The organism is Cellulomonas flavigena DSM 20109 (genome assembly GCF_000092865.1).
Lineage (GTDB): Bacteria > Actinomycetota > Actinomycetes > Actinomycetales > Cellulomonadaceae > Cellulomonas > Cellulomonas flavigena.
Genome location: NC_014151.1, coordinates 2,961,880 through 2,975,787, shown reverse-complemented (window position 1 = coordinate 2,975,787; position 13,908 = coordinate 2,961,880). Strand labels below are relative to the sequence as shown.

The window sequence follows — 13,908 nt, the reverse complement described above, 5'->3', positions numbered from 1 at the left end:
AGGATCCGCCCTGATACGCGCGAACCACTAAAATCTCCACGTGCAGCCGGGGAAGTCCACGACGACGTCCGCCGGGCCCCCGCGGACCGAGCTCCTGGCGGCGGCCCGCGGGCTCGAGTCCGCGATCGACGCGGACCTCGCGGCCGCCCGACCCCGGATCGAGGCCGTGGTCGACCAGGCGCGCCGCCGGCGCGATCCGGAAGCCCTCGCCTGGGGCCTGCGGGCGCGCGCGATCGCGCTGCGGTACACGGGCGACCCGGCCGGCGCCGCGCGGCTGCTCGGGCAGGCGCTGGCGGTCGCCCGTCGGGCCGGGAACGACTCCCTGCGCGCGTGGGTCCTGGCCAGCCGGTCGTCCGTGCTCCTCGACCTCGGCCGGACGGCGCGGTCGCGGACCGACGCGGCCGAGGCCCTGCGCATCGTCGACGCGCGGCGGGCGACCGAGCGCGGGCTCGACGACCTGCACGTCCGGGTCCGGCTGCAGCTCGCGGTGATGGACCACAACGCGGGCCGGCTGCGGGAGGCCGAGGCCGGGTACCGGAGCATCCTCGGCGAGGTGCCTCCCGACACCACCGACGCGGTCCGCGTCGCGAACAACCTCGCCCTCGTGCTCGTGGCGCGGACCGAGTACGGGGAGGCGCTGCGGTGGGCGCAGCGAGCGGTCGACGACGCGGTGCGGCTGAGCCCCTCGCTGCGGTCGTGGCCGTACCTCACCCGGGCGCTGATCCGCGTGCACACCGGCGGCCTCGCCGACGGCCTGCGCGACCTCGAGCGGGCGGCCCGGGCGGCGACCGAGGCAGGGCAACCACCGGGGGAGTACTACCTCGAGTACGCCGAGACCATGCGGGAGCTGCGGTTGCTGCCCGAGGCGGCCGCGGCGGGGCGTCGGGCGCTCGACGAGCTGGTGGCGGGCGGTGACGGGCTCGTCGTGGTCGACGCCCTGGTGTCGCTCGCCGACACCCTGCTGCTGCTCGGCGACGCCGCGGGCGCCGTGGAGAACGCCGAGCAGGCGCGTGCCAGGGCGCGGGCGCAGCGACGTCCCGGCAGCCACGACCGCGCGGTCCTCATCCACGTGCGTGCGCGGCGGCTCGGTGGCACCGCCGCCCCTGCGGACCTCGCAGCCGTGGGCCGGGCCGCGCGCCGGCTCGAGCGATCCCACGAGATGGGCGACGCGGCCGACGCCTACCTCGAGGGCGGCCGGCTCGCCGCGGCGCTGGGGCTGCCGCGCCGCGCGGTGCGGCACCTCGACACCGCGGCGACGCTCGCGCAGCGCGGTCCGCTGTCCGTCCGGCTGCGCGGCCGGCTGGCCGCAGCACTCGCGGCCCGGCTGCGCGGTAGCGACGACGGCGTGCTCGCCGCGTGCCGGACCGGCCTGCGCGACCTGGCACGCCACCGCGACACCCTGCCGACGATGGAGCTGCGGGCGCTGGCCTCCGGGCACGGCGCGCAGCTGGGCGAGCTCGGACTGGAGGTCGTGGTGCGGCGGGGGTCGCCGGCCGCGGTGCTGCGCTGGATGGAGCAGACGCGCGCGGCCGCCCTGCAGACCGCGGGCGACGCCGACCCGGGCGGTGCGCGAGGTGACCGGCAGGACACGGCGGAGGCCGGCGCGGACGCGGCGTCGGACGGGCGGACGAGCGACGGGGCGCCGGCCGACGGGACGCCGACCGCAGGCGTCGTGGCGCGTCGGTCGGTCATCGTGGCCGACGACGCGCAGGCGGCAGACGCCCGGCGGTCCGCCTGGCTCGAGGGCGTGGTGACGCCCCGGGGCTCCGTGACGCGCGCGCCCGGTCCGGACGCGGTGCGTGCGGCCCTGGGCACCCGGGTGCTCGTCGAGTACGGCCGGTACGGCGACCGCCTCGTGGCCGTCGTCGTCGAGCGGACCCGCGCTCGGGTGGTCGACCTGGGGGAGGTCCTCCCGGACGTCGAGGGGACGCTGCGTGCCCTCGTCTTCGCGCTGCGCCGCATGGTCGACCCGCGGAGTCCTGCCGCCGTCGACGCCGCGCGGGCGAGCGCCGACCTGCGCCTGCGCCGGCTGCGGTCGGTCCTCGTCGAGCCGCTGGGCGTGGGACCCGACGTCGAGCTCGTCGTCGTACCGGTCGGGCTGCTGCACGGTGCGCCGTGGTCGGCACTGCACGACGGGCCGGTCGCGCTGGCCCCGTCGGCCGCGAGCTGGCTGCGCACCGCCGGCCCTGCACCCGTGTCGCGGGGGCAGGTGGTCCTCGTGGCGGGGCCCGGGCTGCAGGGCGCACAGGACGAGGTCGAGGCGCTGCGCGGCCTGCACGCGCGGGTGCAGGTCCTGGGTGCGGGGGCGAGCCGCGCGGACGTCGTCGTCGACGCGATCGCCGGCGCCGACCTCGCGCACCTGGCGTGCCACGGTGCGCTGCGCTCGGACAACCCGATGTTCTCCTCGGTCGAGCTGGCCGACGGGCCGGTGACCGTGCAGGAGCTGCACCGCGCGGGTGCGGCACCGCAGCGGCTCGTCCTCGCGTCGTGCCACTCGGGGGCGGACGTCGCGTACGACGGCGACGAGGTGCTGGGGCTCGTCTCGGCGATGCTCTCGCGTGGGACGCGGGGTGTCGTGGCGTCCATCGCCGCCGTGCCGGACGTCGAGGTCGTCGACCTCATGCTCGCGCTGCACCGCCGTCTGGTGGCGGGCCAGACGATGGCGCGGGCGCTGCACGGCGCGCGCGGCGAGATCGACCGGGGGACGCCGGGCGGGTTCGTCAACTGGTGCACGTTCAGCGCGCACGGCGCGGCGTGACGGGCCCGGCATGACGGGCCCGGCGCGAGCGGACCTGCCGGCGGGACGCTCCGTGGACCTGCGCTGCGGATTTGGCCGCACAGCACCCGTGCCGTAGTCTCGTGGCGCCCAAGACCGCCGGTCGTCGGTCCGCTCGTCGGACCGGCCGAAGCTCCGCGACACGCGGGGGCCTGCGCAGGTGAGAGTTCAGAGCATGTCGGTGCGCGTCGGCACGGCCTCGGCCGGACGGACGCGTGACGTGCTGCGAGCCCCGCGCCTGCGCGGGGCTCTTGTCATGTGCGGGGCGTGCGACCGGTGGCACCACCATCGGAAGGAATGCCATGGCGAGGCCGGACAAGGCTGCCGCTGTCGCGGAGCTGGCGGAGCGCTTCCGCGGCTCGAACGCGGCCGTGCTGACCGAGTACCGCGGGCTCACCGTCGCGCAGCTCAGGTCGCTGCGCAAGGCGCTCGGCGGTAACGCGAACTACGCCGTGGTGAAGAACACGCTGACCGCCATCGCGGCCAAGGAAGCCGGCCTCGAGGGCCTCGACGACGCGCTCGCGGGCCCGTCGGCGATCGCCTTCGTCACCGGTGACCCGGTCGAGGCGGCCAAGGGACTGCGTGACTTCGCCAAGGCGAACCCCGCCCTGGTCATCAAGGGGGGCGTCGTCGACGGCCGCCCGGTGACCGCGGCGGACATCACCAAGCTCGCGGACCTCGAGTCCCGCGAGGTGCTGCTGGCCAAGGCGGCCGGCGCGATGAAGGCCAAGCTCTACCAGGCCGCGTACCTGTTCACGGCTCCTGCCTCGCAGGCCGTGCGCACCGTCGAGGCCCTGCGCGCCAAGCAGGAGTCCGACGCCGCAGCCTGAGCCCGACGCTCCGGCCGCACGCTCTCGTAGCAAGCCCCAGCACCCCCCGCCGCCCGGCACCGGACGGCGGGTCCGAACGGAAGGAACCGCCATCATGGCGAAGCTCACCACCGACGAGCTCATCGACGCGTTCAAGGAGCTCACCCTCATCGAGCTCTCCGAGTTCGTGAAGGCCTTCGAGGAGGTCTTCGAGGTCACCGCCGCCGCTCCGGCCGCCGTCGCGGTCGCCGCCCCCGCCGGCGGTGGCGCCGACGCCCCGGTCGAGGAGGAGAAGGACTCGTTCGACGTCGTCCTCGAGGCCGCCGGCGACAAGAAGATCCAGGTCATCAAGGAGGTGCGCACGCTCACGAGCCTCGGCCTGAAGGAGGCCAAGGACCTCGTGGACGGCGCGCCGAAGCCGGTCCTGGAGGGCGTCAACAAGGAGACGGCCGAGAAGGCCAAGGCTGCGCTCGAGGGCGCGGGCGCCACGATCTCCCTCAAGTGACCTGAGCCGGCCGTGAGGCCGGCCCGGCGATCGACGAAGCCCGGTCCCCCCAGGTGGGGGACCGGGCTTCGTGCCGTCCCGGCGGAGCCGGCGGGTCGACCCGTGCGGGTGGCCCGACACGCGCCGCGTTTCCCCGACGGGGGTCGGTGTGCCACCATGGCACGCGGCGACGACGAGGTCGCCGGTGCGGGCGGTGCGGCCCGCAGCGTGGCTCCATCCGGGCCGCCCGCGAGGGTCGGTTGACGGTGCCCACGAGAGGCGCGTACGCTAGCGCTTTGCGCTGGCCTGTGCCCGCGATCTCAGATATCCCGACTCCGGTTCCGACGTACGTGCGCGTCGGGGCCTCGTGTCGTGGCCGGTGATCGCGCCTCGCCAGGCGGCGCAGCGTGCCACGATCCGCAGGGAAGGACCCCTCTTGGCTGCCTCGCGCATCCCTACTGCACCGTCCGCCGACGCCATCGCGAACCGCACCGCATCCCGTCGCATCTCCTTCGCCAAGATCCACGAGCCGCTCGAGGTCCCCGACCTGCTCGGTCTGCAGACCGAGAGCTTCGACTGGCTGCTGGGCAACGAGCGCTGGCAGGCCCGCGTGGCCGCCGCGCTCGAGGTCGGTCGCAACGACGTCCCGGAGACCGCCGGCCTGGAGGAGATCTTCGAGGAGATCTCCCCGATCGAGGACTTCGGCGGGACGATGTCGCTCTCCTTCCGCGAGCACCGCTTCGAGCCGCCCAAGTACACGGCCGAGGAGTGCAAGGAGAAGGACTTCACCTTCGCCGCGCCGCTGTTCGTCACGGCCGAGTTCGTCAACTACACGACCGGCGAGATCAAGTCGCAGACCGTCTTCATGGGTGACTTCCCCCTGATGACCGAGCGCGGCACCTTCATCATCAACGGCACCGAGCGCGTCGTCGTCTCGCAGCTCGTCCGCTCGCCCGGCGTGTACTTCGAGCGCACGGCCGACAAGACGTCCGACAAGGACGTCCTCACGGCCAAGGTCATCCCGAGCCGTGGCGCGTGGCTCGAGTTCGAGATCGACAAGCGCGACAACGTCGGCGTGCGCGTCGACCGCAAGCGCAAGCAGAACGCCACCGTGCTCCTCAAGGCGCTCGGCATGACGGAGAGCGAGATCCGCGAGGAGTTCGCGGAGTACCCCGCCGTCATCGACACGCTCGAGAAGGACCACGTCCAGACGCAGGACGAGGCGCTGCTCGACCTCTACCGCAAGATCCGCCCGGGTGAGCCGCCGACCGTCGAGGCCGGCCGTGCGCTGCTCGAGAACTTCTACTTCAACCCCAAGCGCTACGACCTCGCCAAGGTCGGCCGCTACAAGCTGAACAAGAAGCTCGGCCAGGACGCGCCGCTGTCCGACTCGGTCCTCGCGCTCTCGGACGTCGTCGCGACGATCAAGTACCTCGCGGCCCTGCACATCGACAAGCCGACGCTGCCCGGCACGCGCGGCGGTCAGGCGGTCGAGATCCGGGTCGAGCCCGACGACATCGACCACTTCGGCAACCGGCGCATCCGCGCCGTCGGCGAGCTCATCCAGAACCAGGTCCGCACGGGCCTGTCGCGGATGGAGCGCGTCGTGCGCGAGCGCATGACGACGCAGGACGTCGAGGCCATCACGCCGCAGACGCTCATCAACATCCGCCCCGTCGTGGCCTCCATCAAGGAGTTCTTCGGGACGAGCCAGCTGTCGCAGTTCATGGACCAGAACAACCCGCTCGCGGGCCTGACGCACAAGCGGCGTCTGTCGGCCCTCGGCCCGGGTGGTCTGTCCCGCGACCGCGCCGGCATGGAGGTCCGTGACGTCCACACCTCGCACTACGGCCGCATGTGCCCGATCGAGACCCCCGAGGGGCCGAACATCGGTCTGATCGGCTCGCTCGCGACGTACGGACGGATCAACCCGTTCGGCTTCGTCGAGACGCCGTACCGCCGCGTCGTCGACGGCAAGGTCACCGACGAGGTCGACTACCTGACCGCGGACGACGAGGACCGGCACGTCATCGCCCAGGCGAACGCGCCGCTGAACGCGGACGGCTCCTTCACCGAGTCGACCGTCCTCGTGCGGACCAAGGGCGGCGAGCCGGACCTCGTGCCCGGCGCGAACGTCGACTACATGGACGTCTCGCCGCGCCAGATGGTGTCGGTCGCCACCGCGCTCATCCCGTTCCTCGAGCACGACGACGCCAACCGCGCGCTCATGGGCGCCAACATGCAGCGCCAGGCGGTGCCGCTGGTCCGTTCCGAGGCGCCGCTCGTCGGTACCGGCATGGAGCGTCGTGCGGCCGTCGACGCCGGCGACGTGGTCGTGGCGACCAAGGCCGGCGTGGTCACCGAGGTGTCGGCCGACCTGGTCACCGTCGCCAACGACGACGCGACCACGTCGACGTACCGCATCGCGAAGTTCCGCCGCTCGAACCAGGGCACCTGCTACAACCAGCGCGTGCTGGTCGAGCACGGCGCCCGCGTGGAGCCCGGCTCGGTGCTCGCGGACGGCCCGGCGACGGACGAGGGCGAGCTCGCGCTCGGCCGCAACCTGCTCGTCGCGTTCATGTCGTGGGAGGGCCACAACTACGAGGACGCGATCATCCTGTCGCAGCGCCTCGTGCAGGACGACGTCCTGTCCTCGATCCACATCGAGGAGCACGAGGTCGACGCGCGCGACACCAAGCTCGGCCCCGAGGAGATCACGCGGGACATCCCGAACGTCTCCGAGGAGGTCCTGGGCGACCTCGACGAGCGCGGGATCATCCGCATCGGTGCCGAGGTCGCGGCGGGCGACATCCTCGTCGGCAAGGTCACGCCCAAGGGCGAGACCGAGCTGACCCCCGAGGAGCGCCTGCTGCGCGCCATCTTCGGCGAGAAGGCGCGCGAGGTCCGCGACACGTCGCTCAAGGTGCCCCACGGCGAGTCCGGCACGGTGATCGAGGTGCGCACGTTCAGCCGCGACGACGGCGACGAGCTGCCCGCCGGCGTCAACGAGCTGGTCCGCGTGTACATCGCGCAGCGCCGCAAGATCACCGACGGCGACAAGCTCGCCGGCCGTCACGGCAACAAGGGCGTCATCTCCAAGATCCTGCCCGTCGAGGACATGCCGTTCCTCGAGGACGGGACGCCGGTCGACGTCGTCCTCAACCCGCTGGGCGTCCCCGGGCGCATGAACGTCGGCCAGGTGCTCGAGACCCACCTCGGCTGGGTCGCCAAGCAGGGCTGGGACATCGAGCTCGCCGAGGGCGAGGCGACGTGGCGGGACGGCGTGCCTGCCGTCGCGGCGCGCTCGACCCCGGGCAACCCGGTCGCCACCCCCGTGTTCGACGGTGTGCCCGAGGAGACCCTCACCGGTCTGCTCAGCACCACGCTGCCCAACCGGGACGGCGAGCGGACGGTCAAGGGTGACGGCAAGGCGCGGCTGTTCGACGGACGCTCCGGCGAGCCGTTCCCGGAGCCGGTGTCCGTCGGCTACATGTACATCCTCAAGCTGCACCACCTCGTGGACGACAAGATCCACGCCCGGTCGACCGGCCCGTACTCGATGATCACGCAGCAGCCGCTGGGTGGTAAGGCGCAGTTCGGTGGCCAGCGGTTCGGCGAGATGGAGGTGTGGGCCCTGGAGGCGTACGGCGCCGCCTACACGCTGCAGGAGCTGCTCACCATCAAGTCCGACGACGTCCCGGGCCGCGTCAAGGTCTACGAGGCGATCGTCAAGGGCGAGAACATCCCGGACTCCGGTATCCCGGAGTCGTTCAAGGTCCTGCTCAAGGAGATGCAGTCGCTCTGCCTGAACGTCGAGGTGCTGTCGTCCGACGGCGTCTCGATCGACATGAAGGAGAACGACGACGAGGTCTACCGCGCCGCGGAAGAGCTCGGCATCGACCTGTCGCGGCGCCCGAACGCCAGCAGCATCGAGGAGATCTGAGGCCGAGCCCCGGCCCGGTACCGCGCCCCGCAGGGGCAGCGGGTCCGGGCCGGGCGCCGACACCCTGTTGCAGATTCGCCGGTGAGCCGTCAGGCCCCGGAACGCGAAGGAAGTAGGAACCTTGCTCGACGTCAACGTCTTCGACGAGCTGCGCATCGGCCTGGCCACGGCCGACGACATCCGTGCCTGGTCGCACGGCGAGGTGAAGAAGCCCGAGACCATCAACTACCGCACCCTCAAGCCGGAGAAGGACGGGCTCTTCTGCGAGAAGATCTTCGGCCCCACCCGGGACTGGGAGTGCTACTGCGGCAAGTACAAGCGCGTGCGCTTCAAGGGCATCATCTGCGAGCGCTGCGGCGTCGAGGTGACGCGCTCGAAGGTGCGCCGTGAGCGCATGGGCCACATCGAGCTCGCCGCGCCCGTCACGCACATCTGGTTCTTCAAGGGTGTGCCGTCCCGCCTCGGCTACCTGCTCGACCTGGCGCCGAAGGACCTGGAGAAGGTCATCTACTTCGCGGCCTACATGATCACGTGGGTCGACGAGGACGGTCGCCAGGAGGACCTCCCGAACCTCCAGAACGAGATCGACCTGGAGAAGAAGGAGATCTCGGACCGCCGCGACAACGACATCAACGCCCGCGCCCAGAAGCTCGAGGCCGACCTGGCCGAGCTCGAGGCCGAGGGCGCCAAGGCCGACGCGCGCCGCAAGGTCCGTGACTCCGCCGAGCGCGAGATGGCGCAGATCCGGAAGCGCGCCGACGCCGAGCTCGACCGTCTCGAGCAGGTCTGGGACCGGTTCAAGAACCTCAAGGTCGCCGACCTCGAGGGCGACGAGATGCTGTACCGCGCCCTGCAGGACCGGTACGGCAACTACTTCGAGGGCTCGATGGGCGCTGCGGCGATCCAGAAGCGCCTCGAGGCGTTCGACCTGGAGGCCGAGTCCGAGGCGCTGCGCGAGATCATCCGCAGCGGCAAGGGCCAGCGCAAGACCCGTGCCCTCAAGCGGCTCAAGGTCGTCAACGCGTTCCTCACGACGAACAACTCGCCGACAGGCATGGTCCTCGACGCGGTCCCGGTCATCCCGCCGGACCTGCGGCCGATGGTCCAGCTCGACGGTGGCCGCTTCGCCACGTCGGACCTCAACGACCTGTACCGCCGCGTCATCAACCGGAACAACCGCCTCAAGCGGCTCCTGGACCTGGGCGCGCCGGAGATCATCGTCAACAACGAGAAGCGGATGCTCCAGGAGGCCGTGGACTCGCTGTTCGACAACGGCCGGCGCGGCCGCCCGGTGACGGGCCCCGGCAACCGCCCGCTGAAGTCGATCTCCGACATGCTCAAGGGCAAGCAGGGCCGGTTCCGCCAGAACCTGCTCGGCAAGCGCGTCGACTACTCGGGCCGCTCGGTCATCGTCGTCGGCCCGCAGCTCAAGCTGCACCAGTGCGGTCTGCCCAAGCAGATGGCGCTCGAGCTGTTCAAGCCGTTCGTGATGAAGCGCCTGGTCGACCTCAACCACGCGCAGAACATCAAGTCGGCCAAGCGCATGGTCGAGCGCGCGCGCCCGGTCGTGTGGGACGTGCTCGAGGAGGTCATCACCGAGCACCCGGTGCTGCTCAACCGGGCGCCCACGCTGCACCGTCTGGGCATCCAGGCGTTCGAGCCGCAGCTCGTCGAGGGCAAGGCGATCCACCTGCACCCGCTCGTCTGCGCGGCGTTCAACGCCGACTTCGACGGTGACCAGATGGCCGTCCACCTGCCCCTGAGCGCGGAGGCGCAGGCCGAGGCCCGCATCCTCATGCTCTCGAGCAACAACATCCTCAAGCCGTCCGACGGCCGCCCGGTGACCATGCCCTCGCAGGACATGATCATCGGCCTGTTCCACCTGACCTCCGACAAGGAGGACCCGCTGGGGCAGGGCCGGTCGTTCAGCTCGGTCGCCGAGGCGATCATGGCGTTCGACCAGGGCACGCTCGACCTCAACGCGGTCGTGAAGATCCGGTTCGACGACCTGGTCCTCTCCGAGGAGCAGGCGCCCGAGGGCTGGGAGCCGGGGCAGACGCTGCTCTTCGAGACGACGCTCGGCCGTGCGCTGTTCAACGAGCTGCTGCCGGTCGACTACCCGTACGAGAACGGGGTCGTCGACAAGAAGCGTCTGTCGGTCATCGTCAACGACCTGGCGGAGCGGTACCCGAAGGTCGAGGTCGCCGCGTCGCTCGACGCGCTGAAGGAGGCCGGCTTCCGCTGGGCCACCCGCTCCGGCGTCACGATCGCGATCTCCGACGTCGCCACGCCGGCCGTCAAGCAGGAGATCCTCGACGAGCACGAGGCGCGCGCGGCGAAGGTGCAGGGCCAGTACGAGAAGGGCCTCATCACCGACGACGAGCGTCGCCAGGAGCTCATCGAGATCTGGACGAACGCCACGGACAAGGTCGCCAAGGCCATGCAGGCCAACTTCCCGGCCCGCAACACCGTGTTCCGCATGGTCGGCTCGGGTGCGCGTGGCAACTGGATGCAGGTCCGGCAGATCGCCGGCATGCGTGGTCTGGTCGCCAACCCGAAGGGCGAGATCATCCCGCGCCCGATCAAGGCGAACTACCGCGAGGGCCTGTCCGTCCTCGAGTACTTCATCGCGACGCACGGCGCCCGCAAGGGTCTGGCGGACACCGCGCTGCGGACCGCCGACTCGGGGTACCTCACGCGTCGTCTGGTGGACGTCTCGCAGGACGTCATCGTCCGCGAGGAGGACTGCGGCACCGAGCGCGGGCTGACCATGCCGATCGGCGTGGCGTCCGCGGACGGCACGCTGCGCCGCCACGACAAGGTGGAGACGTCCGTGTACTCGCGGACCCTCGCGACCGACGTCGAGGCGGACGGCGAGGTCGTCGGCCGCGCCGGTGACGACGTCGGCGACGTCCTGCTCGACCGGCTGCTGGACTCGGGCGTCACCGAGCTCAAGATCCGCTCGGTGCTCACCTGCGAGTCCCGCGTCGGCACGTGCGCCAAGTGCTACGGCCGCTCGCTGGCCACCGGCAAGCTCGTCGACATCGGCGAGGCCGTCGGCATCATCGCGGCGCAGTCCATCGGTGAGCCCGGCACCCAGCTGACGATGCGGACGTTCCACACCGGTGGTGTCGCGTCGGCCGACGACATCACGCAGGGTCTGCCGCGTGTCCAGGAGCTCTTCGAGGCCCGTACCCCCAAGGGTGAGGCGCACATCGCGGAGTTCTCGGGCCGCATCACGGTCGAGGAGACGGACCGGGCGCGTGCGCTCGTCCTGACCCCGGACGACGGCTCGGAGGAGATCCGCTACGCGATCACCAAGCGGTCGCGGCTCCTCGTGCAGGACGGCGACCACGTCTCGGTCGGCACGCAGCTCGTCCAGGGCGCCGTCGACCCCAAGAAGGTGCTGCGCATCCTCGGCCCGCGTGCCACGCAGAAGCACCTGGTGGACGAGGTCCAGGAGGTCTACCGCTCCCAGGGCGTGGACATCCACGACAAGCACATCGAGGTCATCGTGCGGCAGATGCTGCGGCGCGTGACGGTGCTCGACTCCGGCGAGACGGGTCTGCTGCCCGGCGAGCTGGCCGAGCGTGGCCGCTTCGAGGACGCGAACCGCAAGGCCGTGTCCGAGGGTGGCCAGCCGGCCTCGGGTCGTCCGGAGCTCATGGGGATCACCAAGGCGTCGCTCGCGACCGACTCGTGGCTCTCCGCCGCCTCCTTCCAGGAGACGACGAAGGTCCTCACCGAGGCCGCGATGTCGAGCCGTTCGGACCCGCTGCTGGGCCTGAAGGAGAACGTCATCCTCGGCAAGCTCATCCCCGCCGGTACGGGCCTGCCCCGCTACCGCAACGTGGAGGTGGAGGCGACCGAGGAGGCCAAGGCCGAGCTGTACCCGGCCTTCGGCTACGACGAGATCGACTTCCCGGCGCTCGGTCTGGGCACCGGCGAGGCGATCCCGCTCGAGGACATCGACTTCGGCGACTACCGCTGAGGTCCGGTCTCCACGCTCCACCCCGAGGGGCCCGTCGGTTCGCCGGCGGGCCCCTCGGGCGTCCCTCGCGCCGCTCGCGCGACCGGGCGGCGGCCGTCCGGTGGTCGCCCGTGGGCGCGCGCGCCGTGAGCCGCTACCATCACCGCGGCGGTCCGCGCAGTCGCGGGCGTGCACCACGCATCGAGGCGGGTCGAGACGGAAAGAGGGTCTTCTGGTGGCACGAGGTGGACGAGGGTTCCGGGGCGCACTGGTGGTCGGGCTCGTGGCGTTGCTCGCGGCGTGCAGCGGTGGCGGGAGCCCCGACGTGCCGGACGACGCGGTGCACCTCAAGGCGGGGGAGAAGGTCGAGTTCGAGGGCCTGACGCTCGAGGCCGCCAACTTCGGCGAGGAGAGCGTGTCGCTCATCGCGTCGGACGGCAAGGACTTCGACGACGCGGTCGACCTGGTCATCGGGCGCCCGGGCGTCGTCAAGGGCCGGTCGTTCGAGCTCGTCGCCGTCGAGGTGGACGGCGAGGGCGAGGAGGTCGTCGAGGAGTCCGGCGAGGCCTGGATCGTCCCGGCGGAGGACTGACCCGCCGCGGGCGCTGGAGGCTCGGGCGGGCCCCGGGCCGGAGGCGGCCGCGACCACGACGCCCGCGGGACGTGACGAGCGGCACGACTCGACGACTCCGGGCTCCTTTGACGCTGTCCGTCGCGCCGGGTAGCGTAGGACACCGTGCCCGCGCCGTCGGGCCCTCGCGCGTGCACTCGGTCGACCGCTCCCTGCCGGAGTGGGTGCGGGTGCACGGGGTGGCTCCCCACCTCCTCTCGGATCGGTCCTCGCGGACTGCCGCCGTGCGGAGGACCGGGGCGACACGCCCGGGCGCGGGGGTCGGTGCGGGACTCCAGACCTCCGGGGTAGTCGTGCGACGGGCGACGATCCGGGCCGAGCCGGCCGTCCTGGGTGACGGGTGCCGGTCAGACCAGAGAACACCGACAGACGGAGACGTAGTGCCTACGATCCAGCAGCTGGTCCGCAAGGGCCGGCAGGCGAAGACGAACAAGTCGAAGACGCCTGCCCTCAAGGGCTCCCCCCAGCGACGCGGTGTGTGCACCCGCGTCTACACGACCACCCCGAAGAAGCCGAACTCCGCGCTCCGCAAGGTCGCGCGTGTGCGCCTCTCGTCGGGCATCGAGGTCACGGCGTACATCCCGGGCGTCGGTCACAACCTGCAGGAGCACTCGATCGTGCTCGTGCGCGGCGGCCGTGTGAAGGACCTCCCCGGAGTCCGCTACAAGATCGTCCGCGGCGCGCTCGACACGCAGGGCGTCAAGAACCGCAAGCAGGCGCGCAGCCGCTACGGCGCGAAGAAGGGCTGAGACAGATGCCTCGCAAGGGTCCCGCTCCGAAGCGGCCGCTGATCGTCGACCCCGTCTACGGCTCGCCGGTGGTCACGCAGCTCATCAACAAGGTCCTCCTCGACGGCAAGAAGACCGTCGCCGAGGCCATCGTCTACGGCGCCCTCGAGGGTGTCCGTGAGAAGACGCAGTCCGACCCGGTCGTCGTGCTCAAGCGCGCGCTGGACAACGTGCGTCCCGCCATCGAGGTCAAGTCCCGCCGCGTCGGTGGTGCGACCTACCAGGTGCCGATCGAGGTCCGCCCCGTGCGCGCCACGACGCTGGCCCTGCGCTGGCTGACGGACTACTCGCGCGCGCGTCGCGAGAAGACCATGACCGAGCGCCTCATGAACGAGATCCTCGACGCCTCCAACGGCCTGGGTGCCGCGGTGAAGCGTCGTGAGGACATGCACAAGATGGCCGAGTCCAACCGGGCGTTCGCGCACTACCGCTGGTGACCCCGGCGCTCGCCGCGGGCCTGTGAGCACGACGACAGGCCCGCGGCGACGCGAACGGCACCGACCGCAA

General features: G+C 71.7%; 8 protein-coding genes. All 8 read left to right on the top strand.

The features are described 5' to 3' along the window. The first annotated feature begins 40 nt into the window (after positions 1 to 40). The 8 genes from CFLA_RS13480 (at position 41) to rpsG (ending at position 13,838) form a co-directional block, all read left to right on the top strand. Positions 41 to 2,758, top strand: a complete 2,718-nt coding sequence (locus CFLA_RS13480; protein ID WP_013117889.1) for a CHAT domain-containing protein — start codon at positions 41 to 43, stop codon at positions 2,756 to 2,758. A 320-nt stretch (positions 2,759 to 3,078) separates the two neighbouring features. Further along, complete coding sequence (gene rplJ, locus CFLA_RS13475) at positions 3,079 to 3,606, top strand: 50S ribosomal protein L10 (RefSeq protein WP_013117888.1); 528 nt, start codon at positions 3,079 to 3,081, stop codon at positions 3,604 to 3,606. A gap of 94 nt (positions 3,607 to 3,700) precedes the next feature. Then, positions 3,701 to 4,090, top strand: coding sequence for a 50S ribosomal protein L7/L12 (rplL, locus tag CFLA_RS13470; protein WP_013117887.1), 390 nt, complete (start codon positions 3,701 to 3,703; stop codon positions 4,088 to 4,090). Between the two features lie 415 nt (positions 4,091 to 4,505). Further along, positions 4,506 to 8,012 (top strand): DNA-directed RNA polymerase subunit beta, encoded by a 3,507-nt coding sequence (gene rpoB / locus CFLA_RS13465; RefSeq protein WP_013117886.1) that lies wholly within the window; start codon positions 4,506 to 4,508, stop codon positions 8,010 to 8,012. Positions 8,013 to 8,133: 121 nt separating this feature from the next. Continuing rightward, positions 8,134 to 12,003 carry a DNA-directed RNA polymerase subunit beta' gene (locus CFLA_RS13460; protein ID WP_013117885.1) on the top strand — a complete coding sequence of 1,290 codons (3,870 nt, stop codon included), beginning with the start codon at positions 8,134 to 8,136 and terminating at the stop codon, positions 12,001 to 12,003. Between the two features lie 214 nt (positions 12,004 to 12,217). Then, positions 12,218 to 12,574, top strand: a complete 357-nt coding sequence (locus CFLA_RS13455) for a hypothetical protein (protein ID WP_013117884.1) — start codon at positions 12,218 to 12,220, stop codon at positions 12,572 to 12,574. Positions 12,575 to 12,993: 419 nt separating this feature from the next. Next, complete coding sequence (gene rpsL / locus CFLA_RS13450) at positions 12,994 to 13,362, top strand: 30S ribosomal protein S12 (protein WP_013117883.1); 369 nt, start codon at positions 12,994 to 12,996, stop codon at positions 13,360 to 13,362. A 5-nt stretch (positions 13,363 to 13,367) separates the two neighbouring features. Further along, positions 13,368 to 13,838: a 30S ribosomal protein S7 gene (gene rpsG, locus CFLA_RS13445; RefSeq protein ID WP_013117882.1), complete on the top strand. Its 471-nt coding sequence runs from the start codon at positions 13,368 to 13,370 to the stop codon at positions 13,836 to 13,838. The last annotated feature ends 70 nt before the right edge of the window (positions 13,839 to 13,908 follow it).

What these genes read in the sequence shown, in the direction of transcription:
- rplJ (WP_013117888.1), top strand. Translation starts at nt 3,079, where the DNA reads ATGGCGAGGCCGGACAAGGCTGCCGCTGTCGCGGAGCTGGCGGAGCGC.
- rplL (WP_013117887.1), top strand. Translation starts at nt 3,701, where the DNA reads ATGGCGAAGCTCACCACCGACGAGCTCATCGACGCGTTCAAGGAGCTC.
- rpsG (WP_013117882.1), top strand. Translation starts at nt 13,368, where the DNA reads ATGCCTCGCAAGGGTCCCGCTCCGAAGCGGCCGCTGATCGTCGACCCC.